Below are 22,607 nucleotides of genomic sequence, written 5' to 3' on the forward strand. Positions count from 1 at the left end.
ACTTCCCGTGCGATTTCGCCCCCCAGCGCCCAGGGGCCGGGCCCCGCAGCACGCGCGGTCGGACGGGCCGACTTCCTGTGTGGGTGCTGGGGGCCGAAGCATGCGAGTGCTGCCGGAGGCGCCTCGTGCGTGGGCCGTGGTGCACAAGAAGTCGGACGGGCCGACTTCCTGTGCGCGGGAGCGCCGAAGGGGCCGCGCGGGGGTGGGTCACCGGGTGCGGTCCCCGGGACGCTGGGGTCAGGCGGGGACCGGGGTGAGGATGAGGCCCTGGGGGTAGAGGGTGGCGGTGGGGGGGAGGGTGGCGGGGGCGCCGGCGTGGAGGACGGTGAGGGTGCCGCCGCCGATGCGGGTGGGGTCGGCGACGCGGCGGAGGGCCTGGGCGGCGACGGCCTCGGCGGAGCCGTGGAGGATCAGGCCCGGGGCGGCGGTGGGGGCGACGGCCGCGCGGATGCGGTCGGCCACCAGTTCGTAGTGGGTGCAGCCGAGCACCACCACGTCGGTGCCCTCCGGGGTGCGGGCGGCCGCGTCGGCGACGGCCGCGGTGATGGCGGCGTCGTCGCCGTGCTCGACCGCGTCCGCCAGGCCGGGGCAGGCGACCTCGGTGACCTCGGCGGTGCCGCCGAAGTCACGGATCAGCCCGCGCTGGTAGGCGCTGCCGGTGGTGGCGGGGGTGGCCCAGATCGCGACCCGGCCGCCGAGGGCGGCGGCGGGCTTGATCGCCGGGACGGTGCCGATGACGGGCAGTCCGGGTTCGAGTTCGGCGCGCAGCGTGTCGAGGGCGTGGACCGAGGCCGTGTTGCAGGCGATCACCAGGGCGTCGGGGCCGAGGGCGGCCGCGGCCCGGCAGCAGCCGAGGGCCAGCTCGGTGACCTCTTCGGGCGTGCGGGGCCCCCACGGCATCGAGGCCGGGTTGGAGGACAGCACCAGGTCGGCGTCCGGGCGCAGCTCCCGGATCGCGGCGGCGGCGGCCAGCAGGCCGATTCCGGAGTCCATCAGTGCGATCTTCACGAGGCAAGACTTTAGTCGATCCACCCCTCGCCGCCGGTTCTGCGGCAGACTGCCGGGGTGACCGTGCTGCTGTGGATCGCCGCGTTCTCCCTGCTGGTCTGGCTCTGGCTGGCGTGCTGCCACGGTTCGTTCTGGCGCACCGACGTCCGGCTGCCGCCGCGCCGTCCGCCGGCGCGCTGGCCGGAGGCGGCGATCGTGGTACCGGCCCGGGACGAGGCGGCCGTGCTGCCGGTGAGCCTGCCGACGCTGCTGGCGCAGAAGTACCCGGGTCGGGCGCGGGTGATCCTGGTGGACGACCACAGTTCGGACGGCACCGGCGCGGTGGCGGCGGAGCTGCGGACGCTGGACGGACTGGAGCTGACGGTCACCACCCCTCCCCCGCTGCCCGAGGGCTGGACGGGCAAGCTGTGGGCGCTGCGGCACGGGGTGGAGCTGGCCGGCCCGGACGTCCAGTACCTGCTGCTGACGGACGCGGACATCGCGCACGGCCCGGACTCGCTGGCCGAGCTGGTGGCCGCGGCCGAGTCGAACGGGCTGGACCTGGTGTCGCAGATGGCCCGGCTGCGGGTGGAGACCGGCTGGGAGCGGCTGGTCGTGCCGGCCTTCGTGTACTTCTTCGCCCAGCTGTACCCCTTTCGCCGGAGCAACCGCCCGGGTGCGCGGACGGCGGCCGCGGCGGGCGGCTGTTCGCTGGTGCGGCGGGAGGCGCTGGAGCGGGCGGGCGGGGTGGCGGGCATCCGGGGCGCGGTGATCGACGACGTCTCGCTGGCCCGGTCGGTGAAGTCCTCGGGCGGGCGCACCTGGCTGGGCCTGGCCGAGCAGGTGGACAGCGTCCGCCCATACCCGCGGCTGGAGCAGTTGTGGCGGATGGTGTCGCGCAGCGCGTACGCCCAGTTGCGGCACTCGCCGCTGTTGCTGCTGGGGACGGTGCTGGGGCTGGCGCTGGTGTACCTGGTGCCGCCGGTGGCGCTGGTGGCCGGGCTGGTGGCGGGGGCGCCGTGGGTAGCGGCGGCGGGCGGGGCGGCCTGGGCGTTGATGGCGGGCACCTATCTGCCGATGGTCCGGTACTACGGGCAGCCCGCCGTGGCCGTGCTGCTGCTGCCGTTCACCGCTTCGCTGTACCTGCTGATGACGGTGGACTCGGCGGTGCAGCACTGGCGCGGCCGGGGCGCGGCCTGGAAGGGCCGGACGTACTCCGGGAGGTGAGCCGCGAGGTGAGCCCAGAGGCGATTCCCGAGGCGGTCCCCGAGGCAATCCCCGAGGCGGGAAAAGGGCGGCGCGGCGGGCCGGGCGGGGCCCATACTGCTCGGATGGACCGTCAGCGGATCTCCCGGCTCGCCCATGCCCACCGCCCGATCGCGGCGCCCCTGTCGGACGGCTCGGTGTCCCGGCTGCTGGAGCGCGCGCTGGGCGGGCAGGACAGCGGCCGGGTGCTGGACCTCGGCTGCGGGGAGGGCGCCTGGCTGCTGCGGGCGCTGGCCGCGCGGCCGGGCTGGCGGGCGGTGGGGGTGGACGTGGACGCCGCGGCGCTGACCCGGGCGAGGGAGGCGGCGACGGCGCTCGGCGTGGTGCGCCGGATCGGCCTGCACCACCGGGACGCCCGGGAGTTCACCGACCGCGAGCCCTTCGACCTGGTGCTGTGCGTGGGCTCCACCCACGCCTTCGACGGACTGCTGCCCACGCTCGCGGCGGCCCGCGAACTGCTCGCTCCCGGTGGGCGGTTGCTGGTCGGCGAGGGGTTCTGGGAGCGGGAGCCGTCCCGGGCCGCGCTGGACGGACTGGGCGCCGTCCCGGAGGACTTCGCGGACCTCGCGACGACCACCGACCGGGTGCTCGCGGCGGGTTGGACACCGGTGTACGGGCACGTCAGCTCGGTGCGCGAGTGGGACGACTACGAGTTCTCCTGGACGGGTTCGCTGGCCGAGTGGGCACTGGACCACCCGGAGGACCCGGACGCGGCGGCCGCCCGCGAGGCCGCGGACGCGCACCGCACCGGATGGCTGCACGGCTACCGGGGGACGCTCGGCTTCGTCAGCTACCTGCTGCGCCGGGGCTGAACTCCCCCGCCGAAGCGGCTACTTCTGCGTCCGGGCGAGGAAGTCGTCGATCAGCAGGGCGATTTCGGGCAGCTTCTCCTCCAGGGCGAAGTGCCCGGTGTCCAGGACGTGCAGTTCGGCCCCGGGCAGGTCGCGCAGGTAGGCGCGGGCGCCGGCCTCGGTGAAGAACGGGTCGTTGCGCCCCCAGATCACCAGCGTGGGCGGCTGCTCGGCGCGCAGCCAGGCCTGCCAGGCCGGGTAGAGCTCGACGTTGGAGAAGTAGTCGAGGGCGAGCTCGACCTGGATGTCCTTGCGGCCGGGCAGGTCGAGGAAGTGCTGGTCGAGGGTCCAGCCGTCGGGGGCGACCAGGCTCGGGTCGGTGGTGCCGCCCTCGTACTGGCTGCGGGTGACGTCCAGGGTGAGGATCGAGCGGGCGGCCTCCTCGGCGCCGGGGACGCCGCGCCGGTTGGCGATGAACCCCTTTGCCTGGTCGGAGAGTCCCTCCTCGTAGGCGTTGCCGTTCTGGACCACCAGGCCGGTGATCCACTCCGGCCGGCGGGTGGCCAGCCGCAGGCCGACGGGGGCGCCGAAGTCGAAGACGTAGAGCGCGAAGCGGTCCAGGCCGAGGGCGAGGCAGAAGCGCTCGATGACGTCGGCGAGGGTGTCGAAGCGGTACGGGAAGGTCTCCGGCGAGGGGCTGTCGCTGTGACCGAAGCCGGGGTAGTCGGGGGCTATCAGGCGGTAGCGGGTGCCGAGCGCGTCGAGCAGCCGGGCGTACTGGTGGGAGGCGGAGGGGAAGCCGTGCAGCAGCAGGAGGACGGGGGCGTCGGCCGGGCCGGTTTCGCGGTAGAAGACGCGCAGACCGTCGAGGTCGACGTGGCGGTGGTGGACCTGGGGGATCGTCAGCTCGCTCATGCTAACCATTAAAGCGTATCTGAACGGTTAGGCATAGGCCTGTGCGGGAGCGAGCTGACCAGGTGTCACCCGCCGGTCGTGCTCCGGTGGCTCTTCACCTGCTCCTGCTGCACCAGGTAGTCGAGCACCTCGGGCATCGCCCCGACGCCGCCGGCCTTGGTCGGCGAGGTCCGGTACTCGCCCTGGACGACCACCGTCGGGAGCTCGTTGATGCCGTAACGGACGAACTGGGCGGCCGCGTCGTCCACCGACCGCCCCACCTCGGCGGAGCGGTAGGCCGTACGGAAGCGCTGGGCGTCGACGCCGTGGCGCACCGCCCAGTCGGTGGCGGCGGCCTCGGTGGTGAGGTCGGCGTGGTCGGTGTGGATCGAGCGGAACGCGCTGACCTGGAGGCGGTCGACCAGCCCGAGGCGCTCCACGGTGTAGTACAGCCGGGCGTGGGCGCGCTGCACGCCCTCGTCCGAACCGCCCGGCCAGATCGCCGGGACCCGGCGGAGCGCGACGTCGGCGCGGTGCTTCTCGGCCCAGGCCTCCAGCGGCTGCTCCAGCGCCTGGGAGTGGCCGCAGTCGTACCAGAAGAACTCGACCGCCTCGGTGCGGGTGTCCTCGCGCACCGGCTGCGGGTGGTCGAGCTTGACGAACTGCGCTCCCTCGGAGGGGGATCGGTGGGCCACCGCACCGGCCTGGACGGGCGACACGGCGATCCCGGCGGCGATGGCGAGCAGGACGGCGGACCGCAGCAGCGACTTCGAGTTCACACCGGGCAGTGTGGTGCCGACGCCCCGTTACCGGCGAGTCGGTACGGGGCGGCGGGCCCGGATTCGCCCGAACGGCGTAGCCGGGCCGCGGCTCAGCTCGGCGGGCCGCCCGCCCACACCTCGGCGACCAGCCGCTGCCAGTCGTCCACCACCGCACCCAGTTCGAAGTGCTCCAGCGCGTGCGCCCGGGCCGCCGCGCCGAGGCCCGCACGGTTGCAGGCCAGCACCTTGGCCAGCGCCTCGGCCAGCGCGAGCGGGTCCCCGGGGGCGACCAGCGCTCCGGTGGCGCCGTCCCGGACCACCTCGCGCACCCAGCCGACGTCGGTGGCCACGGCGGGCACCCCGGCCAGCGCCGCCTCGATCAGCGCCCCGGGCACTCCCTCGCTGTCGCTGGTGAGCAGCAGTGCGTCGGCGGCCCGGTAGAGCGGGGCCGGGTCGGGCAGCGGGCCGAGGAAGTGGGCGCGGGCGGCGGCCGGGTGGCGTGCCAGGGCCTCCAGCAGCGGGCCGTCCCCGGCGACGGCCATCCGGACGTCGGGCAGCCGGTCGAGCACGTCGAGGGCGAGGTCGAGCCGCTTCTCGGGAGCTATCGCACCGATCCAGGCGACCAGCAGGACGTCGGCGGGCAGGCCCAGGGCATGCCGGGCGGCACGCCGGTCGTCCCGGCCGTCGGCGGGCGGATAGCTCTCGGCCGCACGGGAGTTGGGGATCACCCGGACCTTGCCGCCGGGCAGTTCGAACTGTCCCTCCAGCACCTCGCGCGCCTCGTCGGTGAGCGTGGTGACGGCCGCGGCGCGGTGCATCAGGGCGCCCCCGCGCAGTCTGCGCAGCCGGTTGGCGGTCCAGTAGCGGGGGTGGCCGACCGAGACGTAGACGAAGGGGGTGGGGGTGCCGGCCAGGGCGAGGGCGCAGGCGGCCAGGGTGTCGGAGCCGTGGGCGAGCACCACGTCGGCGGCGCGGGCGGCGGAGCGCAGCGCCCACAGGGTGCTCGGGCGCAGGCGGCCGGGGCCGAGCACGGCGGCGGCGCGCGGCCGGGCGGTGTCGGGACAGCCCTCGCCGCAGGTCCCCGGGACGACCGTCCCCGCGGTGCACACCCCGGCCGCGCCCGGCCGGGCGGGTGGTACGGCCGGGTGCGGGGCGAGCGCGCACAGCGCGGAGGCCTGGCCCCGGCGGCGCAGTTCCCGGTGGAGGTCACGGGCGAAGTTCTGGGCGCCGCCCCGGCGTTCGTCGCTGATCAGGTGCAGGACGCGCGGGCGGGCTCCGGCCGAATCGGCCGCCGTAGGGTCGGGCATGGACCGACCTTGGCACAGCGCCCGGCGCGGTACAGCCCCTTCGCGCAACCTGGTGGTGGCCCGTGCGCCCGCGCCCGTACACCCGGTGTGCGCTGAGGACCCGCCGTCGTGCGCCGGTTGCGACCGCCGTGCGCCCCGCCTCGCCCCCCGCCGCTCCGCAGGGCCGCCCTCCGCTCCCCCGCACGCCGCGTCGGGGACCGGCTCACGCCGCCGGCGCCGCACCGGGGGCCGCACCGGGCGCCCCACCGACGGTCACGGCAGCGGCGCGCACCCAAGCGTCACCCCAACGGGTCAACCTCGGGCCGCGGGCGGCCGGACGGCCGGTACGCGCAGGGCCCGTGCCCCGCCCGGGCGCGCCCGCTCCGGGCCGCCGACCGGTTACGCGGATCGGGTGAACGCGGTTGGACCTCGGCCCGCGCCGGTCGGCAGGATGTCCGGCCGGGGCGCCCGCCGTTCTGCCCCATCTCCCCCTTCCCCGTTCGGATTTGGAGTCACCCGGTGTTCAAGGGATTCCGCAGCTTCCTGCTGCGCGGCAACGTGGTGGACCTCGCGGTCGGCATCGTGATCGGCGCGGCCTTCACCGCCGTCGTCACCGGGTTCGTCAGCGCCTTCCTCACCCCGCTGATCGGGGTCGCCACCGGCGCGGTCGGCGACTTCACCCAGAAGACCTTCGAGGTGGGCGGCACCAAGTTCCCGTACGGCCTCTTCGTCAACGCGCTGATCGGGTTCGTGCTGGTCAGCGCGCTCATCTACTTCGCCGTGGTGGTGCCGGTCGGCAAGCTGCAGGACCGCTTCGAGAAGGCCTCGGCGCCGGCCGCCAAGGCCGACTGCCCGGAGTGCCTGAGCTCGATCCCGGCCGCCGCGACCCGCTGCTCCTTCTGCACCAGCGAGGTGGCCGCCCGACCCGGTCTGCCCGCGCAGTCCCAGGCGCTGCAGTCGCACTGACGCCCCGGATGGCATCCGGACGGCGGTCGGACCGCTACCGGACCGCGCCCAAACCGGTACCGGACCGCGCCCGGAACGCCCGCTGTGGGCGCTGACGGGAAATTTATTCCCCAAACATTCACGAGCCTCCGCCGGACCGTCGGCGGGGGCTCGAATGCGCCGGCGCACGCCCTGTCCGCAAAAGTTTCTCCACGGCGTCCCCGAACGGCCATCGGCCCGTCACCGCAAGGCCTTGCGGGGGCTGCGTCCGGGTGCTGTTCGATCACTGACGGGGTGCCAGGACTGTCCGGAACTGAACGCCGGTATGTCCGTTCTTCCTACTTTCGAAACCTTTGTGCGGGCGAAGACTGTGTAAACACTCGAACTGCTCCCCCTCCCGCTCTCCTCAGCAGGCGCATTGTGGGCTTACCGTATGCCCCATGACCTCGCCCCGCTCCTACGACGGAGTCGGCTACCCCTCTCCGTCCTTCTCCTCCGGCACGCCGATCTACGACAGCCTCGTGGCTGAGCGCGGCGTCCCCCAGATCGCACCCATCAACGTGCCGGCGGCCCTGCCCCCGGCGCTGTCCTCCGGTTACGGATCCGGCCTCGGCCAGTCCTACGAGAACCGGTACGGCAACGGGTACGAGAGTGCCGGCAGCAACCTCCCCGCGCTGCCGCCCGCCCGCCTCGCCCTGGGCCCCGGCCCGAGCAGCGGCCCCTCCGCCGGCCCGGCCACGGCGTACATCCCGGCGCAGCCCGCGCCCGCGTACGCCTCCGCGCCGCAGCCGCCCGTCCCCGGTTACGGCGCCCCCCAGCCGTACCAGCGACCGCAGCCCGCCGCCCCGACCTTCGCGCAGACCGCCGGCGGTGGCTACCAGCCGACCGGCGGCCAGAGCTTCGGCGGCCAGAACACCTTCATCGGCCAGGGCGGGCAGCAGACCTTCGGCGCGCAGCCGACCGGCGGACCGGCCGGTTTCGGCCAGGGCCAGCCCGGCGGCCCGCAGGGCGGTCCGCAGGGCTTCGGCGGCCAGCAGTCCTTCGGCGGCCAGAACCCGGCCGGCCCCGGCTTCCAGGGCCAGGGCGGCGACCAGAGCTTCGGCGGCGCCCAGCTGCGCCCGGCCATGGCGCCGGTCGCGCCGGTCCGCCCGATGCAGCCGCAGCGCCCCGGCCCGTACGGCGAGCCCGGCGGCTACCAGCAGGGCGGCTACCAGCCGCAGGGCCAGGGTTACTGAGCCCGAGCGCACCACGGGGCCGCCCCCGCCGGCCACCACCCGCACCACCTGAGCACCACCCGGCGCCCCCCGAACGCCGGGCGAACGGAGAACGGGTCATCCACGGACCGCCCGGAACGCCCCCCACGGCGTACCGGGCGGTCCGTGCGCGTACGGGGGCCGGGAGAGGTCCCGGACCGGTGCTCCCCCACCGGTCCGCAGCGGTCGCGAAGCGCCCCGGGGCAGCCGCGTCCGCTCCGATCGCTGCTGGCAGGATGGAGGGATGCACCTCACCGGACTCCACGTCTACCCCGTCAAGTCGATGTACCGCCTGAGCCCCGACAGCGCCGCGGTCCATCCCTGGGGTCTGGCCGGAGACCGCCGCTGGATGCTCGCCGACCCCACCGGACGCTTCGTCAGCCAGCGCGAGAACGCCGCCCTCGGACAGGTCCGGGTCGACCTGCTGCCGGACGGCGCACTCGCGCTGACCGCCCCCGACGGCTCCCGGATCGAGGTCGCCGCGCCCGCCGCCGACGCCGGCGACCCGATCGCCGAGGTCGAGGTCTGGGGCACCCGCTTCCGCGCCGTCGAGGCCGCCAAGGACGCCCACGAGTGGATCGCCGACCGCCTCGGCGACTACCGCCTGGTGCACCTGGACGACCCGCGCGCCCGGCCCGTCGACCCGGAGTACGGCCGGCCCGGCGACACCGTCTCGATGGCCGACGGCTTCCCGCTGCTGCTCACCACCACCGGCTCGCTGGAGCGGCTCAACGGACTGATCGCCGCCGAGCACCCGGACGGCCACGAGACCCTGCCGATGGAACGTTTCCGCCCCAACGTGGCGGTCGCCGGCTCCGAGCCCTGGGCCGAGGACGGCTGGCGCCGGATCCGGATCGGCGCGCTCACCTTCCAGGTGGTCAAGCCCTGCGGCCGCTGCGTGGTCACCACCACCGACCAGGAGAGCGGCGAGCGGCGCGGCCCCGAGCCGCTGCGCACCCTGGCCCGGCACCACCGGCTGCTGCGGAGGGCCGCGTTCGGACAGAACCTGATCCCCGAGCGCCCGGCCGGCGTCGAGGGCGACGTGCTGGGGACGCTGCGCCTCGGCGACGACGTCGAGGTCCTGGAGGACGGGGCGCACTGGTCCCCCGACCAGCGCTGACGCCACCGCCGCGCCCTGCCCCGACTCCCGCGCCCTGCCCGGAGCGCGGCCTCCGGCCCGCCGGCACGGAACTCCGGCTGTGCGCGCTCGTTGAAGCAAGTGGTCGGAACCTGTGGCCGCGGTGGGCGCCCCCGGTGCCCGCCCGTGCCGAGCGGCCCCGGGCGGGCGCACCGGCCGGTCCGGACGGACGGACGGATCACCCGTCCGGGCGCGCTACGGTGGGCGGACGGCCCGCGCACCCCCGCGCCCACGGCCCGTTGATCGCCGGCACGACGAAGGTGGGGACGACAGATCGTCATGGCTGAGCACAGGGTCCGGGTCACCCAGGACAGCGCATCCCGCTGGCGCCGCCGCGCGGGCGAGTACGACACGCTCGCGGAGGCCCTGGCCGCCGCCGAGCCGGGCGACACCGTGACCGTCCGGCCCGGCACCTTCCGGGAGAACGTGCTGCTGGACAAGCCGGTGACGATCGTTGCGGCCCAGGGCCCGGGCACCGTCCGGATCGAACCGGCCTCCGGGGTGGCGATCACCGTCACCGCCGCCGCGACCGTGCGCGACCTGGTGGTCGAGGGCGGCGACAGCTCCGCCCCGGCCGTCCTGGTCACCGGAGCGCAGGCGACGCCCGCGTTCAGCGGCTGCCGGATCGAGACCCGCTCCGCCACCGGGGTCGAGATCGGCGGCGGCGCCCGCCCGACCCTGCGCGGCTGCGTGGTCGCCAACCCCGGCGGCCTCGGGCTGCGGCTGCGCGGCGAGGGCACCGCCGCCGCCTTCGAGGACTGCGAGGTCGCCGCGGCCGGCCAGGCCGGGCTCGCCGTGCTCGGCGGGGCGACCGCCGCCCTCGACCGCTGCCGGATCCACCACGCCTCCGGCGCCGGCGTGCTGCTCTCCGACCCGGGCAGCGCCGCGGAGCTCACCGGCTGCGAGATCTACGAGATCCGCGGCAGCGGCGTGCAGGCCGAGGCCCAGGCCGGCGGGCGGCTGGTCGACTGCGACATCCACCGGGTCACCGGCAACGGCCTGACCCTGGACGGCGAGGCCGAACTGGTGCTCACCGGCTGCCGGGTGCACGACCTGCCGGAGAACGGCGCCGACCTGCGCGGCCGCGCCAAACTCCGCCTCTCCAACAGCACCGTGCGGGACTTCGGGCGCGGCGCGCTCTCGGTCTGGGACCAGGGCACCGAGGCGGTCGCCGAGTCCTGCCGGATCCACGGCTCCACCGGTGAGTACCCGGCGCTGTGGGTCAGCGACGGCGCCCGGCTGACCCTCACCGACTGCTCGCTGTACGACCTGCCGGACGCGCTGTTCGTCCTCGACCGGGACTCCGCGGCCGTCGCCCGGGGCTGCTCGTTCAGCCGGATCCGCAGCTCGGCCGTCTCGGTCAGCGGCGGGGCCACCGTCACGCTCGCCTCCTGCCAGGTGCAGGAGGCCGGGACCGGGCTCTGGTTCCGCGACCACGGCAGCGGCGGACTGCTCACCGACTGCGAGATCTCCGACGTCGCCACCGGGGTGATCGTCACCAAGGGCGCCGACCCGGTGCTGCGCGAGTGCACGGTACGGGCCAGCACCGACGCCGGGGTGTACGTCTCGGCCCAGGGCCGCGGCACCTTCGAGGACTGCCGGGTCTCGCACGGCAAGGGCTTCGGCTTCCACATCATCGACGGGTGCCGCACCCAGCTCACCCGCTGCCGGGCGGAGCAGAACGAACGGGCCGGCTTCGAGTTCTCCGAGCCCGGACCGGTCGCGGAGGGGTGCACCTCGGACGACGTGGCCCCGCCCGCCCCGGCCGGCCCGGGCACCGCCGGACGGCCCGAGCTGCCCGCCCCGAGGCCCGCCCAACACGCTACGGCGGCACCGGTGTCGACCGCCCTCTCGACCTCCCCGGTGGCGGGCTCCGCCGCCGCGGCGACGGCCACGATCGCGCCGATCCCGGACTGCCGCCCGGCCGACGAGGCGCTCGCCGAACTGGACTCGCTGGTCGGCCTGGCCACGGTGAAGCAGGAGGTGCGCACACTGATCGACCTGATCTCGGTCGGCCGGCGCCGCCGCCAGGCCGGCCTCAAGGCCCCCTCGCTCCGCCGCCACCTGGTCTTCACCGGCGCCCCCGGCACCGGCAAGACCACCGTCGCCCGGCTGTACGGCGAGATCCTCGCCTCGCTCGGGGTGCTCCAGCGCGGCCACCTGGTCGAGGTGGCCCGGGTCGACCTCGTCGGCGAGCACATCGGCTCCACCGCGATCCGCACCGCCGCCGCCTTCGACCGGGCCCGCGGCGGGGTCCTCTTCATCGACGAGGCGTACGCCCTCGCCCCCGAGGACGGCGCCCGGGACTTCGGGCGCGAGGCGATCGACACCCTGGTCAAACTGATGGAGGACCACCGGGACGAGGTGGTCGTCATCGTGGCCGGCTACACCGCCGAGATGGAGCGCTTCCTCTCCGCCAACCCCGGTGTCTCGTCCCGTTTCTCACGGACCGTCACCTTTCCCGACTACACGGCGGACGAACTCCTGGAGATCGCCCGGGCCCAGTGCGCGGAGCACGAGTACGCGCTCTCCGAGGCCGCCGAGGGCGCCCTGCTGGACCACTTCGGCGGGCTGGAGCGCGGCCCCAACTTCGGCAACGGGCGCACCGCGCGGCAGGTGTTCGAGACCATGGTCGAGCGCCACGCGGTGCGGGTGGCCTCGCTGGCCGACCCGTCCACGGAGGAACTGCAGCTGCTCGTCCCGGCGGACCTGCCGGCTGCAACTCTGCCGTAGGCCGGACGGCGGGACGGCGGGACGGCGGGACGGCGGGACGGCGGGACGGCGGGACGGCGGGACGGCGGGACGGCGGGACGGCGGGACGGCGGGACGGCGCGGGAACTCCCCGTCGGCGACGGGGCGTTGGGCCGGTCATGGAAACGCTTCTGACGGGCGCCGCGGGCGGACTGCTGTTACCGGCCGGGCTGGTGGTGCTGTTCTCCCTCGGTGCGGTGCTGCGGCGACTTCGCAGTCGGCACGCCGCCCCGGTCGGGCGCGGCGCCGGTGCGACCGCGACGGAGGAGCTGCACGCGCTGCTCTACCCGGGCAAGCGGGCACAGCTGGAGCAGCGCCGGGTCGAGCTGGTGCTGCGGGACGACGAGCACGACGGCGCACCGAAGCGCACCGGGATCGACCTCGCGGGCGGCCGGGCCGTGATCCGACGGGGTGCGGGCGGGTGACGGACGACGGATGACAACTGACAGATAACAGATTTTGAAATCTGTCACCTGCCAGTTGTCATCCGTCAGTTGTCAGTCGCCACCCGCCAGCCGACGACCCGTCAGCCAGTCCAGGCGCCGCCCGCCAGGAAGTCCTCCAGGGCGGACCGGTACGGGGCGATGTCGATCCGCTCACCGGCCAGCCAGTCGTCCGAGTAGTACTTGTCCAGGTAGCGGTCCCCCGGGTCGCAGATCAGGCCGACCACGCTGCCCGTCCGACCGGCCGCCCGCATCTCCGCGACGATCCGCAGCGCGCTCCACAGTCCCGTCCCGGTGGAGGCGCCGGCCTTCTTCCCGAGCACCTGCTCCAGCAGCCGCACCGCGGCGATCGAGGCGGCGTCGGGCACCTTCATCATCCGGTCGACCGCCCCGGGCACGAAGCTCGGCTCCATCCGGGGCCGCCCGATGCCCTCGATCCGGGAGCCGCTCGCGCAGACGGCGTCCGGGTCGTGGTTCACCCAGCCCTCGAAGAAGCAGGAGTTCTCCGGGTCCGCGACGCAGATCCGGGTGTCGTACTGCATGTAGTGCACGTACCGGGCGATGGTCGCCGAGGTGCCGCCGGTGCCCGCGGTGGCCACGATCCAGGCAGGCTCCGGGTGCGGCTCCAGGCGCAGCTGGGCGAAGACCGACTCGGCGATGTTGTTGTTGCCGCGCCAGTCGGTGGCCCGCTCGGCGTAGGTGAACTGGTCCATGTAATGCCCGCCGGTCTCCTCGGCGAGCCGAGCGGAGGCCTCGTAGACCTCGTCCGAGCGCTCGACCAGGTGGCACTCGCCGCCGTGGAACTCGATCAGGTCGATCTTGGCCTGGCTGGTGCTCTTGGCCATGACGGCGATGAACGGCACCCCGATGAGCTGGGCGAAGTACGCCTCGGAGACGGCGGTGGAGCCGCTGGAGGCCTCGATCACCGGCTTTCCGGGGCGGATCCAGCCGTTGCAGAGCCCGTAGAGGAAGAGCGAGCGGGCCAGCCGGTGCTTGAGCGAGCCGGTCGGGTGGGTGGACTCGTCCTTGAGGTAGAGGTCGATCCCCCACTCGGCGGGCAGCGGGAAGCGCAGCAGGTGGGTGTCGGCGGAGCGGTTGGCGTCGGCGTGGACCTTGCGCACCGCCTCCTTGAGCCAGTCGCGGTACTGCTGGTCGGAGCGGTCGACGTCGACGGTCGGCTCGATGCCGACGATCCCACCGGACTGGGTGCTCATGGTCACGTACTCCCTCGTTGCGGCCCCCCGCTGCTCACTACGAGTGTACGAGAGTTACGATAAGTGACCGTTTTCGTAGGCCCAGCTTCCGCTTATCGCCCCTCGCGGCCCGCCCGCCGCTTGCCGCACGCCACCCGCTGCCCGCTGCCCGCCTCCTCAGACCGGCACCGACTGCGGGTCCGCGAGGTACGGCCCCCAGCCGAGCTCGGCGGCGCCCGCGAGCGCGCCGTGCGCCAGCTCCGCGCCGACGATCGGCACCCGCCCGCTGCGCCCCCACAGGCTGCGGTCGGCGACCACCGCGCGCAGCCGGTCGGGGGCGGCCTCCAGGAGGTCGAGGTGCAGGCCGCTGAGCACCACCCGGTCCGGGTTGAGGATGTTGGCGACCCCGGCCAGCCCGAGCCCGAGCCGGTCGATCACGTGCTCCACCGCGGCCCGCGCCCGCTCGTCGGTCGCGGCCGCCCAGCACAGCTCGCGCGCCTGGTCGAGCAGCGGGCGGCCGGGCTCCGGGGTGAGGCCGGCGGCGGCGAACAGCGCGTCCGGGTCGGTCTCGGCGTTCAGGCAGCCCCGGTTGCCGCACGCGCAGGGGCGGCCCTGCGGGTCGACGGTGAGGTGGCCGACCTCCAGGGCGAGCCCGGCGCTGCCGGTGTGCAGGTGCCCGTCGATCACCAGCGCGCCGCCGACGCCGCGGTGGCCGGAGGTGACGAAGAGCAGGTGCCGGGCACCGCGCCCGGCGCCGTGCCGGTACTCGGCGAGGGCGGCGAGGTTGGCGTCGTTGGCGATGACGGCGGGCAGCGGCCGCACGGCCTTCGGGCCGTGGTCGGCGCGGCCGACCTCGACGTCGTAGAGGTCGGCGACCGGGGTGCCGCTGGGCCAGGCGAAGTGCAGCGCGGCGAGCGCGGTGCCGTCCGGCTCGGTGACCGGGTTGGGCAGTGCGAGCGAGGCGGCCAGGCAGCGGCGGTCGGTCGCGCGGGCCAGCTCGGCGCCGGCCTGGGCGACGGCGCGCAGCATCCGGACCGGATCGGTGGCGGCGGGCAGCGGCAGGTGGACGGGCGGGTCGAGCAGTCCGCCGAGTCCGGCCAGGGTGACGCTCAGGCCGTCGGCGTGGATCTGGCCGGCGACCACGACCGGGCCCTGCGGGTCGATCGCCAGCCGGTGCGAGGGACGGCCGCGACCGCCGCCGGCCGGGCGGGAGTCGACGGTGATCAGGCCGAGCGCCTCCAGTTCGGCCGTGACGGCGCCGGCGGTGGCCCGGGTGACGTCCAGCGCGCGGGTCAGCGCGGACCGGGTGGGCGTCTGGCCGGTGTGGATGAGCGAGAGCGCCGGGCCGAGCAGCGTCCGACCGCGGTCGGGCGCCGCGCGGCGGTGGGCGTCGCGCTGCGCGTCGGCGTCGGTCCCGGAGCGGGGCCGCGGGCTTGAAGGTGAGAGCTGCACGCCCCTATTGTGACTTTGTGTCGCTTCGAAACAAAATCAGTTCCCACCGCCACGCCGACCCGACCTCCCCCCAGTCTCGCAGCACACCCCCGGTCGCGGACAGCCCCTGGGGCGCCGCACGGCTCGCGCTCACCGCCTTCTTCGCCGTCGACGGCTTCCTGTTCGCCGCCTGGGTCGTCCGCATCCCGGACGTCCGCAGCCAGGTCAGCGCCTCGCACAGCGCCCTCGGACTGGCCCTGCTCTGCCTGTCCGTCGGCGCCGTCCTCACCATGCCGGCCGTCGGTCGGCTCTGCCTGCGCTACGGTTCGCGCCCGGTCACCGTGGCCTCGCTGGCCCTGCTCGCCCTCGCCGTCCCGCTGCCCGCGCACACCCATTCGGTGTACTCGCTCGGCGGGGTGCTGGTGCTGTTCGGCGCCGGGTACGGCGGCGCCAACGTCGCCATGAACAGCGCCGCCGTCGACCTGGTCGCCCAGCTGCGCCGGCCCGTCATGCCCAGCTTCCACGCCGGGTACAGCCTGGGTGGGCTGCTCGGCGCGGGCATCGGCGGACTGCTCGCCGAGCGGCTGACCACCGCGTGGGCGCTCGCGCTCGGCGGCCTGCTGGGACTCGCCGTGACCGTCGGCGCGGGCGTCGTCCTGCTGCGCAGCCCGGCCGCGCCGATGGTCGCCCCGGACCGGACCCCCGGCCCGGCCGACGGCCCGACCAGCGTTCCAGCCGCCGCTCCGGCCGGCGGGAGGCACGTCCGCCTGCTGGTCCTGCTGCTCGGCCTCACCGCCCTGTGCACGGCGTACGGCGAGGGCGCCGTCGCCGACTGGACCACCCTCCACCTCACCGACGACGTCCACGCGGGCGCGGGCACCGCCGCCGCCGGGTACGCCGCGTACGCCTTCGCCATGACCAGCGGACGGGTGGGCGGCACCTGGCTGTCCATCCGGCTGGGCCAGAACCGGCTGATGCTGCTCGGCGGACTCACCGCCGCGGCCGGCATGCTGCTCGCCGCCCTGGCCCCGTCGGTGCCGGTGGCCATCGGCGGGTTCGTGCTGGTCGGCCTCGGGCTGGCCAACCTGTTCCCGCTCGCCATCGCGCGCGCCGGTGCGGCGGGCGGGCCGCAGGGTGTCGCGCTCGCCTCGACGCTCGGGTACGGCGGGATGCTGATCGGGCCCGTGGTGATCGGCTTCCTCGCCGATGCGGTCGGACTGCCGCTCGCCCTGACCACGGTCGCGGTCGCGGCCACCGCCGCGGCCCTGCTGCCGCTGACGGTCCGGCGGCACTGACGGCCGGGCGACCGGGCGACCGGGCGGGGCTCGCGGTCGAACGGCACTGACGGCCGGGCGGCACTGACGGACCCGCCCCGGCAGTGGCAGGATGCGGACCCATGACCACCACCGGACGCATCCAGGTACTGCGGGCGAGCGAGCGCCCGGCCACCCCGTGGCTCAACGGGGGCGGGGTGACCCGGGAGGTCGCCGGGTCCCCCGCCGGGGCCGGGATGGCCGACTTCGACTGGCGGGTGAGCCTCGCCGATGTCGCCTCGGCCGGCCCGTTCTCGCCGTTCCCCGGGATCGACCGGGTGATCACCCTGGTCGAGGGCGCCGGCATGGCGCTCGCCGTGGACGGCGTCGAGCAGCTGGTCGACGCCCCGTTCCGCCCGTTCGCCTTCCCGGGCGACGCCGCCACCGACTGCCGGCTGCTCGGCGGCCCGGTGGTGGACTTCAACGTGATGACCCGCCGCGGCCGGGCCGACGCCGTCGTGGAGCTCCGGACCGGGCCCGGCAGCGTCGCCGTCCCGGAGGGGTCGACCGTCCTGCTGGTCTGCCTGTCCGGTACGGCCGTCGTCGACGGCGGCACCGAACTCGGCCGCTACGACGCCGCAGTACTCGACGCACCGGCCCTCGAAGCACCGGGCACCCACGAGCTGCGGCCCGACGGCGTCACCGCCGCGATCACCTTCCGCACCGCCGCGCGCCGCACCACGGACTGAGCACCACCGACTGAGCAGCCCGCTGCCCGTACCCCCGCCGGAACCGGGGGCACGGGCAGCGGCGGCACCGGCCGCGTCAGCCGCAGAACACCGGCGTGGCGTGCGCCGGGTCCAGCGCGTTGGTCACCAGGTGCAGCGCCGTCGGCGAGAACGCGATGGCGACGTGCTCGGCGAGGGTGACCGGGCAGTGGTCCTGGAGCACCTGGTTGTCCACGTCCGACCCGTTCAGGAACTGGGTCCGCCACGGGGTGACGACCTCGTCGTACACGGTCGAGATCACCGTGTAGTGCACGCCCGGCACGGTGTCCGGCCGGGAGGCCATGGTGGCGTTGAAGGCGGAGCCCACCGCCTGGTCGCGGCAGGCCTGGCAGACGGTGTAGATCAGGTCGGCGACGCCGGGGAAGTACGGCGCCAGCTTGGTGATCCCGTCGAGGGTCGTGCCGTGGTTGGACGGTGCCAGGCCGATCAGCCTGTCCACCTTGGAGGCCCCGCCGAGGAACTTGAGGTAGTAGTTCGGCAGCATGCCGCCCTGGGAGTGGCCGACGATGTCGACCTTGGCCGCACCGGTCGCGGACCTCACCAGGTCGACGAAGTGGGCGAGTTGGGCCGCCGAGGCGGGCACCGGACCGAGGCCGCCGATCGGCAGCAGCAGACCGCTGCCGGTGGAGGTGATGCCCGGAACGGTGCCGTAGTCGAGGGCGAAGACGCAGTACCCGAGGCCCTTGAGCAGCGGGGAGAGCGCCAGCCAGTTCTCGTAGCGGTTGGCGAAGGTGCCGTGCACCAGCACCACCGGGTCGGGGTGGGCGGCGGACGGCCGGCAGCTCCAGTCGTTGGCGCCGGGCGGCGAGGCCACCGAGTCACCGTCGGGCGGGAGCGCGGCCGAGGCGGGGGCCGCGGCAGCGGCCGGGGTGGCGACGGCCGGGGCGGCCGCGGCGGGGGCCGCGGCGGCGACCAGCAGCGCGCCCGCCAGGACGGCCGCGCCGAAGGCTCCGCCGAACCGGCGGCGCAGCGGAGTTGCGGAGAAGCGGAGAAGCGGGGTTCTCAACTGTTGCCTCCACAGCGGAAGTTTGTTACCAACAGGTAACCCGAGTGGCTCAATGATGCGGTCACCCTTCCGGCCCGGCCCTTGGGCGTCCCCCAGACCTGGACGGTGTTCTCTGTGACCGGTCACAACGCGCCCCACTGCACCCCCACCAGCCGCTCCGCCGAACTCCCCGCGCACCGGCCCGCCGACGCCTCTGCCGAAACGGCCACCGCAACCGACACGGCCACCGCCACGGCCACCGGCGCCGCCGACCACCCCTCGCCGTGGCGCGTCCCGGTGATCGGCGGGCTCCCGGCCGACCAGAGACTCCTCGGCGGCGCCCGCGCGTTGGCCGCCGTCGTGGTCGCCGCCCTGCTGGAACGGGTGCCGGTCTACCACCGCCTCCCGCGCGAGCAGCTCACCGGCGAACTCACCCGGGACACCGAGCGCCGCATCCGCGGCCTGGCCCACGCCGTCCGCACCGGACTCCCCGCCCCCGCCGAGGAGTTCACCGCCGTACGGGAGGCCGCAGCGCGCCGCGCCGAGGAGGGCCTGCCACTGGACGCCGTCCTGCTCGCCCACCACCTCGGACTGGAGGTCTGCTGGGAGTTCCTCACCCGGGACGCCCACGCCGGGGACGCCGCCGACCTGGTGCTGCTCAACCGCCTGCTGCTCGACCAGCTCCGCCGGGCCACCACCGCCGCCGGCGCCGGCTACCTGGACGGGCAGCAGTCGGCCGGCGACCGGAGCTCGACCGCCCGGCAGTCCCTCCTGACCGCACTGCTCGCCGGCACCCCCGCCGAGGAGGTGGCCGCCCGGGCCGGCACCGAACTGCCGGCCGGCTACGCCGTGCTCTGCCTGTCCCTCGCCGACCACCCGGACGAACACTCCCCCGGCATCGACCCGGCCATCGCCGCCCGCCGCAAGCTGCGCCGCTTCCTCGCCGAACTCGACCACCGCACACGGCAGTCGGCGCTCTCCACGCTCACCCCCTCGGGCGGCCTGCTGCTCCTCCCGCTGCCGTCCCCGACCAACCGGGCCGACGGGCCCGCCGACGGCTCCGACAACGGATCGACCGACGGCTCCGAGGACGGGGCCGACTGGCCCCGGCTCGGCGCCACCCTCGCCGCCGCGGCCCGAGCCGCCGGGGTGCCCGTGCTGGCCGGAGCGGCCGCCGCGGTGCCGGCGGAGGTGCCCGGCGCCGCCGCCCTCGCCTGTGAAGTCCTGGACGTCGCCCGGGCGTTCGGCCGACCGCCCGGGCTGCACCGGCTGGACGACGTGCTGCTGGAGTACCAGCTCACCCGGCCCAGCCAGGCCCGCGCGCGGCTCGCCGCCCTGCTCGAACCCCTCGCCGACGGCGGGGAGTTGCTCACCACCCTGCGCATCCACCTGGCCGGCGGCCTCAACCGCCGACAGACCGCGAGCGCCCTGCACCTGCACCCCAACACCGTCGACTACCGGCTGCGCCGGATCGCCGTGCTCACCGGGCTGGACCCGGCGCGCCCGGCCGACGTCCTACGGATCACCGCCGCGATCGCGGCCCGGACGGCCGAGCGGTCGGCCCCGGCCCACTGGTCGTGAAACGACGGCACCCGCGCCGACCGCGGCGCGGGCGCCGTCCCGAGATCAACGCCCCGAGATCAACGCCCCGGGGTCGACAACTCGGGGTCAGCAGCTCGGGGTCGACAACTCGGGGTCGACAGAACGATCTCAGTCCTGCTCCCCCGGCAGCCGCAGGTCCCACCCCACCAGGGCCCGCAACTGCTCCGCCGTCACCCCGTCCGGCAGCGGCCGGGGCGGTTCGTGCCGCAGCGGCGGCTGCCAGCCCTCCTCCTCGGTCCAGCGCCGAACCACCTTGGCCGGGGCCCCGGCGACCACACTGTGGTCGGGCACCTCGCCGCGCACCACCGCACCGGCCGCGACCACCACGTTGCGGCCGATCCGCGCCCCCGGCATGATCACCGCGCCGGTGCCGATCCAGCTGCCGGCGCCGATCTCCACCGGCTCGTTGCGCGGCCACTGCTTGCCGATCGGCAGCTCGGTGTCCCGGTACTCGTGCGCCTGGTCGCTGACGTACACCCCGGGGCCGGTCCAGACGTCGTCGCCGATCACGATCGACTGGTGGCCGACGATGTGGCTGTCCCGCCCGATCACGCAGCCGCCGCCGATCCGTACGATCGGCTCCGGCCCGAGGTCGAGCCCGGGCAGGAAGCCCGCGCTGATGGTGACCCGCTCGCCGATGATCGAGAACGGCCCGATGGTGATCCACCGTTCGTTGAACACCGCCCCGAGCGGGAAGGCGAGGGTGGTGCCGTCGCCCAGCTCGCCGAACCGGTACGGACCGGGGTTCCGGTTGCTGACCGCGCCGGTCCGCTGCACCCAGCGCCAGCCCCGGTGGACGAGGCGCCCGGCGGCCCGGCGGCCGCCGTCCCGGAGGGCGGAGAGGAGGGAACGGGTTATCGGCATGCGCTCACGTTACCGGCCCGTAGCGTCCGCCCGGTGACCGGGAGGCCGACATCACACCGGCCCCACCGCCCCCTTCCGCACCACCCCGGGCCCACCCCCGGGCCCACCCCCGGGCCGCTCCTGGACCGCTCCTGGACCGTCCGCCCGCGGCCGTCCGAAATCCGCCACCGATGTCGGACCGCGGTGGAAGACTCCGTCCCATGGAGATCTCCGAGCACATCGAAGCAGTCCGCCGCGAGGGCGCCCTGCTGGCCGACGCCGCCGCCCGCACCGACCTCACCACGCCCGTCCCGACCTGCCCGGACTGGCGGTTGAGCGACCTGCTGCGCCACATCGGCCAGGTCCACCGCTGGGCCGCCGCCTTCCCGGCGAAGGGCCTGAGCGCCCCGCCGGAGGGCGCGGACCGGCAGGCCGTGGTCGGCCCGGACCCCTCCGACGCCGCACTGCTCGACTGGTACCGGGAGGGCCACGCCGCCCTGCTGACCGTGCTGTCCGAGGCCCCCGCCGACGTCGAGTGCTGGACCTTCCTGCCCGCACCCAGCCCGCTGGCCTTCTGGGCCCGGCGCCAGGCGCACGAGACCGCCGTGCACCGCTTCGACGCCGACGCGGCGGCCGGTTCGCCGGGCCCGGGCGTCGACGGCACGCTCGCCCTGGACGGCATCGACGAACTGCTGCGCGGCTTCCTGCTCCGCGGCCGGTCCACGGTGCACAGCGACGACCCGCGCACCATCCGGATCCGGCCGACCGACGGGCCGGGCTCCTGGCACCTGACGCTCTCCCGGGAGCCGCTCGCCGTCACCACGGAGGAGCGCCCCGAGCCCGCCGACCTGACGGTCAGCGGTCCGGCGGCCGAGCTCTACCCGCTGCTCTGGAACCGGCTGACCGTCGAGCGGGCCGGGCGGGTCGAGCTCAGCGGCGACCAGGACCTGTTCGACCACTGGCGGACCGCCGCGACGATCTGACCCCGGTCGGGCCGGGCCGGAGTCAGGTCCGGCCCGGCCCGGCTCGATCCGGCCCAGCCAGGCCCGGCCCGGCCCAGGGGCTCAGCGCACCCAGGCCGCCGGCCGCTTCTCCAGGAACGACCGCATCCCCTCCTGCGCCTCCGCCGACCCGAACAGCCGCGCCGACAGCTGCACCAGCTCGTCCGCGTCCCGCGCGAAGGAGCGCGCCACCTCGGCGTTGGCCAGCCGCTTGGACTCCGCCAGCCCCTGCGGCGAGCCCTGGCGCAGCGCGTCCAGCAGCCCCTTCACCAGCACCCCGGTGGACTCGCTGGACTCGGCCGCCTGGGTGATCAGACCGATCCGGGCCGCCTCGGCGGCGTCGAAGACCTCGCCGGTCAGGTAGTAGCGGGAGGCGGCGCGCGGCTCCAGCTTGGGGCGCAGCGGCAGCGAGATGACGGCGGGCGCCAGGCCGAGCCGGACCTCGGTGAAGGCGAAGGTCGCGGCCGGTCCGGCGACGGCGAGGTCCGCCGCGCCGATCAGGCCGAGGCCGCCGGCCCGGGCGTGCCCGTCGACCACGGCGATGACCGGCTTGGTGCAGTCCACGATCGCCTTCTGCAGCTCGACCAGGCCGCGCGGGCCCACCGTCGGGTCCGCGCCGGTCGCCTCGGAGAGGTCCGCGCCCGCGCAGAACACCTTGCCGGTGTGGGTGAGCACCACCGCGCGGACGTCCCGGTTCGCCGCGGCCACCGCCAGTCCGGCGTGCAGCTCGGACATCAGGCGCGAGGAGAGCGCGTTGCGGTTGTGCGGCGAGTCGAGGGTGAGCGTGGTGACGGCGTCCGCGGTGCTGACGCGGACGAGGGGCTCTGCGCTGGTCATCGGCGTGGGCCTGCCTTCCGGCTGAGGGTGGGTCGGACTGCGGGCGCGGCCCGGGGTGCCCGGACCGCGCCCGCACGACTCTGGCACGCCCACCCGCCCCGCGGCCAGAGCCGACCGGCACCCCTCGGCCCGAGCCGACCGCCGACCTCCGGCCGCCGG

Annotated in this window: 20 protein-coding genes; 11 read left to right on the forward strand and 9 right to left on the reverse strand. The window is 75.3% G+C overall.

The features are described 5' to 3' along the window. Window positions 1-237: 237 nt before the first annotated feature. Entirely contained in the window at window positions 238-1,008 is a 771-nt protein-coding gene (locus ACFC1T_RS26330) for a glutamate racemase (RefSeq protein ID WP_375892353.1), read from the reverse strand. A 57-nt stretch (window positions 1,009-1,065) separates the two neighbouring features. Here ACFC1T_RS26330 and ACFC1T_RS26335 point away from each other — a divergent pair, with 57 nt between their 5' ends. Both ACFC1T_RS26335 and ACFC1T_RS26340 read left to right on the forward strand, forming a co-directional pair. Continuing rightward, on the forward strand, window positions 1,066-2,214 hold the full coding sequence (locus ACFC1T_RS26335; RefSeq protein ID WP_375892355.1) for a glycosyltransferase: 1,149 nt from the start codon (window positions 1,066-1,068) through the stop codon (window positions 2,212-2,214). 104 nt (window positions 2,215-2,318) lie between these two features. After that, window positions 2,319-3,065, forward strand: a complete 747-nt coding sequence (locus ACFC1T_RS26340; RefSeq protein WP_375892357.1) for an SAM-dependent methyltransferase — start codon at window positions 2,319-2,321, stop codon at window positions 3,063-3,065. An 18-nt stretch (window positions 3,066-3,083) separates the two neighbouring features. Here ACFC1T_RS26340 and ACFC1T_RS26345 read toward each other — a convergent pair whose 3' ends face one another. The 3 genes from ACFC1T_RS26345 to ACFC1T_RS26355 all read right to left on the reverse strand — a co-directional run bounded on the left by ACFC1T_RS26345 (window position 3,084) and on the right by ACFC1T_RS26355 (window position 6,006). Then, window positions 3,084-3,959 (reverse strand): alpha/beta fold hydrolase, encoded by an 876-nt coding sequence (locus ACFC1T_RS26345; protein WP_375892358.1) that lies wholly within the window; start codon window positions 3,957-3,959, stop codon window positions 3,084-3,086. 65 nt (window positions 3,960-4,024) lie between these two features. Further along, the gene (locus ACFC1T_RS26350) at window positions 4,025-4,717 is read right to left on the reverse strand and encodes a thiol:disulfide interchange protein DsbA/DsbL (RefSeq protein ID WP_375892360.1); all 693 of its coding nucleotides are present in this window, start codon (window positions 4,715-4,717) and stop codon (window positions 4,025-4,027) included. Window positions 4,718-4,809: 92 nt separating this feature from the next. After that, on the reverse strand, window positions 4,810-6,006 hold the full coding sequence (locus tag ACFC1T_RS26355; protein WP_375892362.1) for a glycosyltransferase family 4 protein: 1,197 nt from the start codon (window positions 6,004-6,006) through the stop codon (window positions 4,810-4,812). A 498-nt stretch (window positions 6,007-6,504) separates the two neighbouring features. Between ACFC1T_RS26355 and mscL the strand changes: the two genes are divergently transcribed. The 5 genes from mscL (at window position 6,505) to ACFC1T_RS26380 (ending at window position 12,497) form a co-directional block, all read left to right on the forward strand. Further along, window positions 6,505-6,951: a large conductance mechanosensitive channel protein MscL gene (gene mscL / locus ACFC1T_RS26360; protein ID WP_375892363.1), complete on the forward strand. Its 447-nt coding sequence runs from the start codon at window positions 6,505-6,507 to the stop codon at window positions 6,949-6,951. Between the two features lie 419 nt (window positions 6,952-7,370). After that, complete coding sequence (locus tag ACFC1T_RS26365; protein ID WP_375892364.1) at window positions 7,371-8,165, forward strand: DUF6643 family protein; 795 nt, start codon at window positions 7,371-7,373, stop codon at window positions 8,163-8,165. Between the two features lie 262 nt (window positions 8,166-8,427). Beyond that, complete coding sequence (locus ACFC1T_RS26370; protein ID WP_375892366.1) at window positions 8,428-9,303, forward strand: MOSC domain-containing protein; 876 nt, start codon at window positions 8,428-8,430, stop codon at window positions 9,301-9,303. Window positions 9,304-9,600: 297 nt separating this feature from the next. After that, on the forward strand, window positions 9,601-12,054 hold the full coding sequence (locus ACFC1T_RS26375) for a right-handed parallel beta-helix repeat-containing protein (protein ID WP_375892368.1): 2,454 nt from the start codon (window positions 9,601-9,603) through the stop codon (window positions 12,052-12,054). A gap of 137 nt (window positions 12,055-12,191) precedes the next feature. After that, a complete protein-coding gene (locus ACFC1T_RS26380) occupies window positions 12,192-12,497 on the forward strand; it encodes a DUF6191 domain-containing protein (RefSeq protein ID WP_375892370.1) in 306 nt (101 codons plus the stop codon). 101 nt (window positions 12,498-12,598) lie between these two features. Here the strand turns inward: ACFC1T_RS26380 and ACFC1T_RS26385 are convergent, their stop codons facing one another. Next, window positions 12,599-13,729 (reverse strand): PLP-dependent cysteine synthase family protein, encoded by a 1,131-nt coding sequence (locus ACFC1T_RS26385; RefSeq protein ID WP_375892372.1) that lies wholly within the window; start codon window positions 13,727-13,729, stop codon window positions 12,599-12,601. A gap of 156 nt (window positions 13,730-13,885) precedes the next feature. Then, window positions 13,886-15,160, reverse strand: coding sequence for an ROK family protein (locus ACFC1T_RS26390; protein ID WP_375892374.1), 1,275 nt, complete (start codon window positions 15,158-15,160; stop codon window positions 13,886-13,888). Between the two features lie 17 nt (window positions 15,161-15,177). Here ACFC1T_RS26390 and ACFC1T_RS26395 point away from each other — a divergent pair, with 17 nt between their 5' ends. Next, window positions 15,178-16,434: an MFS transporter gene (locus ACFC1T_RS26395; RefSeq protein ID WP_375892376.1), complete on the forward strand. Its 1,257-nt coding sequence runs from the start codon at window positions 15,178-15,180 to the stop codon at window positions 16,432-16,434. A 101-nt stretch (window positions 16,435-16,535) separates the two neighbouring features. Next, a complete protein-coding gene (locus ACFC1T_RS26400) occupies window positions 16,536-17,141 on the forward strand; it encodes a HutD family protein (RefSeq protein WP_375892377.1) in 606 nt (201 codons plus the stop codon). A 76-nt stretch (window positions 17,142-17,217) separates the two neighbouring features. Here ACFC1T_RS26400 and ACFC1T_RS26405 read toward each other — a convergent pair whose 3' ends face one another. Further along, window positions 17,218-18,111, reverse strand: a complete 894-nt coding sequence (locus ACFC1T_RS26405; protein WP_375892428.1) for an esterase/lipase family protein — start codon at window positions 18,109-18,111, stop codon at window positions 17,218-17,220. Window positions 18,112-18,300: 189 nt separating this feature from the next. On the opposite strand from ACFC1T_RS26405, the gene ACFC1T_RS26410 reads away from it, so the two are divergent. Continuing rightward, window positions 18,301-19,746: a PucR family transcriptional regulator gene (locus ACFC1T_RS26410; RefSeq protein ID WP_375892379.1), complete on the forward strand. Its 1,446-nt coding sequence runs from the start codon at window positions 18,301-18,303 to the stop codon at window positions 19,744-19,746. A 129-nt stretch (window positions 19,747-19,875) separates the two neighbouring features. Here the strand turns inward: ACFC1T_RS26410 and ACFC1T_RS26415 are convergent, their stop codons facing one another. Next, the gene (locus ACFC1T_RS26415) at window positions 19,876-20,631 is read right to left on the reverse strand and encodes an acyltransferase (RefSeq protein WP_375892381.1); all 756 of its coding nucleotides are present in this window, start codon (window positions 20,629-20,631) and stop codon (window positions 19,876-19,878) included. 200 nt (window positions 20,632-20,831) lie between these two features. Here ACFC1T_RS26415 and ACFC1T_RS26420 point away from each other — a divergent pair, with 200 nt between their 5' ends. Further along, window positions 20,832-21,593: a maleylpyruvate isomerase family mycothiol-dependent enzyme gene (locus tag ACFC1T_RS26420; protein ID WP_375892383.1), complete on the forward strand. Its 762-nt coding sequence runs from the start codon at window positions 20,832-20,834 to the stop codon at window positions 21,591-21,593. 81 nt (window positions 21,594-21,674) lie between these two features. On the opposite strand, the gene ACFC1T_RS26425 is transcribed toward ACFC1T_RS26420, so the two are convergent. After that, window positions 21,675-22,448, reverse strand: a complete 774-nt coding sequence (locus ACFC1T_RS26425) for an enoyl-CoA hydratase family protein (protein ID WP_375892385.1) — start codon at window positions 22,446-22,448, stop codon at window positions 21,675-21,677. Window positions 22,449-22,607: the final 159 nt, after the last annotated feature.

It is taken from the genome of Kitasatospora sp. NPDC056076 (assembly GCF_042266305.1).
Classification (GTDB): Bacteria; Actinomycetota; Actinomycetes; order Streptomycetales; family Streptomycetaceae; genus Kitasatospora.

Bases quoted from the DNA above. Each gene is read 5' to 3' on its own strand.
- ACFC1T_RS26340 (WP_375892357.1), top strand. From the start codon at position 2,319: ATGGACCGTCAGCGGATCTCCCGGCTCGCCCATGCCCACCGCCCGATC.
- ACFC1T_RS26345 (WP_375892358.1), bottom strand. From the start codon at position 3,959: ATGAGCGAGCTGACGATCCCCCAGGTCCACCACCGCCACGTCGACCTC.
- ACFC1T_RS26355 (WP_375892362.1), bottom strand. From the start codon at position 6,006: ATGCCCGACCCTACGGCGGCCGATTCGGCCGGAGCCCGCCCGCGCGTC.
- ACFC1T_RS26365 (WP_375892364.1), top strand. From the start codon at position 7,371: ATGACCTCGCCCCGCTCCTACGACGGAGTCGGCTACCCCTCTCCGTCC.
- ACFC1T_RS26370 (WP_375892366.1), top strand. From the start codon at position 8,428: ATGCACCTCACCGGACTCCACGTCTACCCCGTCAAGTCGATGTACCGC.
- ACFC1T_RS26375 (WP_375892368.1), top strand. From the start codon at position 9,601: ATGGCTGAGCACAGGGTCCGGGTCACCCAGGACAGCGCATCCCGCTGG.
- ACFC1T_RS26380 (WP_375892370.1), top strand. From the start codon at position 12,192: ATGGAAACGCTTCTGACGGGCGCCGCGGGCGGACTGCTGTTACCGGCC.
- ACFC1T_RS26385 (WP_375892372.1), bottom strand. From the start codon at position 13,729: ATGAGCACCCAGTCCGGTGGGATCGTCGGCATCGAGCCGACCGTCGAC.
- ACFC1T_RS26400 (WP_375892377.1), top strand. From the start codon at position 16,536: ATGACCACCACCGGACGCATCCAGGTACTGCGGGCGAGCGAGCGCCCG.
- ACFC1T_RS26415 (WP_375892381.1), bottom strand. From the start codon at position 20,631: ATGCCGATAACCCGTTCCCTCCTCTCCGCCCTCCGGGACGGCGGCCGC.
- ACFC1T_RS26420 (WP_375892383.1), top strand. From the start codon at position 20,832: ATGGAGATCTCCGAGCACATCGAAGCAGTCCGCCGCGAGGGCGCCCTG.
- ACFC1T_RS26425 (WP_375892385.1), bottom strand. From the start codon at position 22,448: ATGACCAGCGCAGAGCCCCTCGTCCGCGTCAGCACCGCGGACGCCGTC.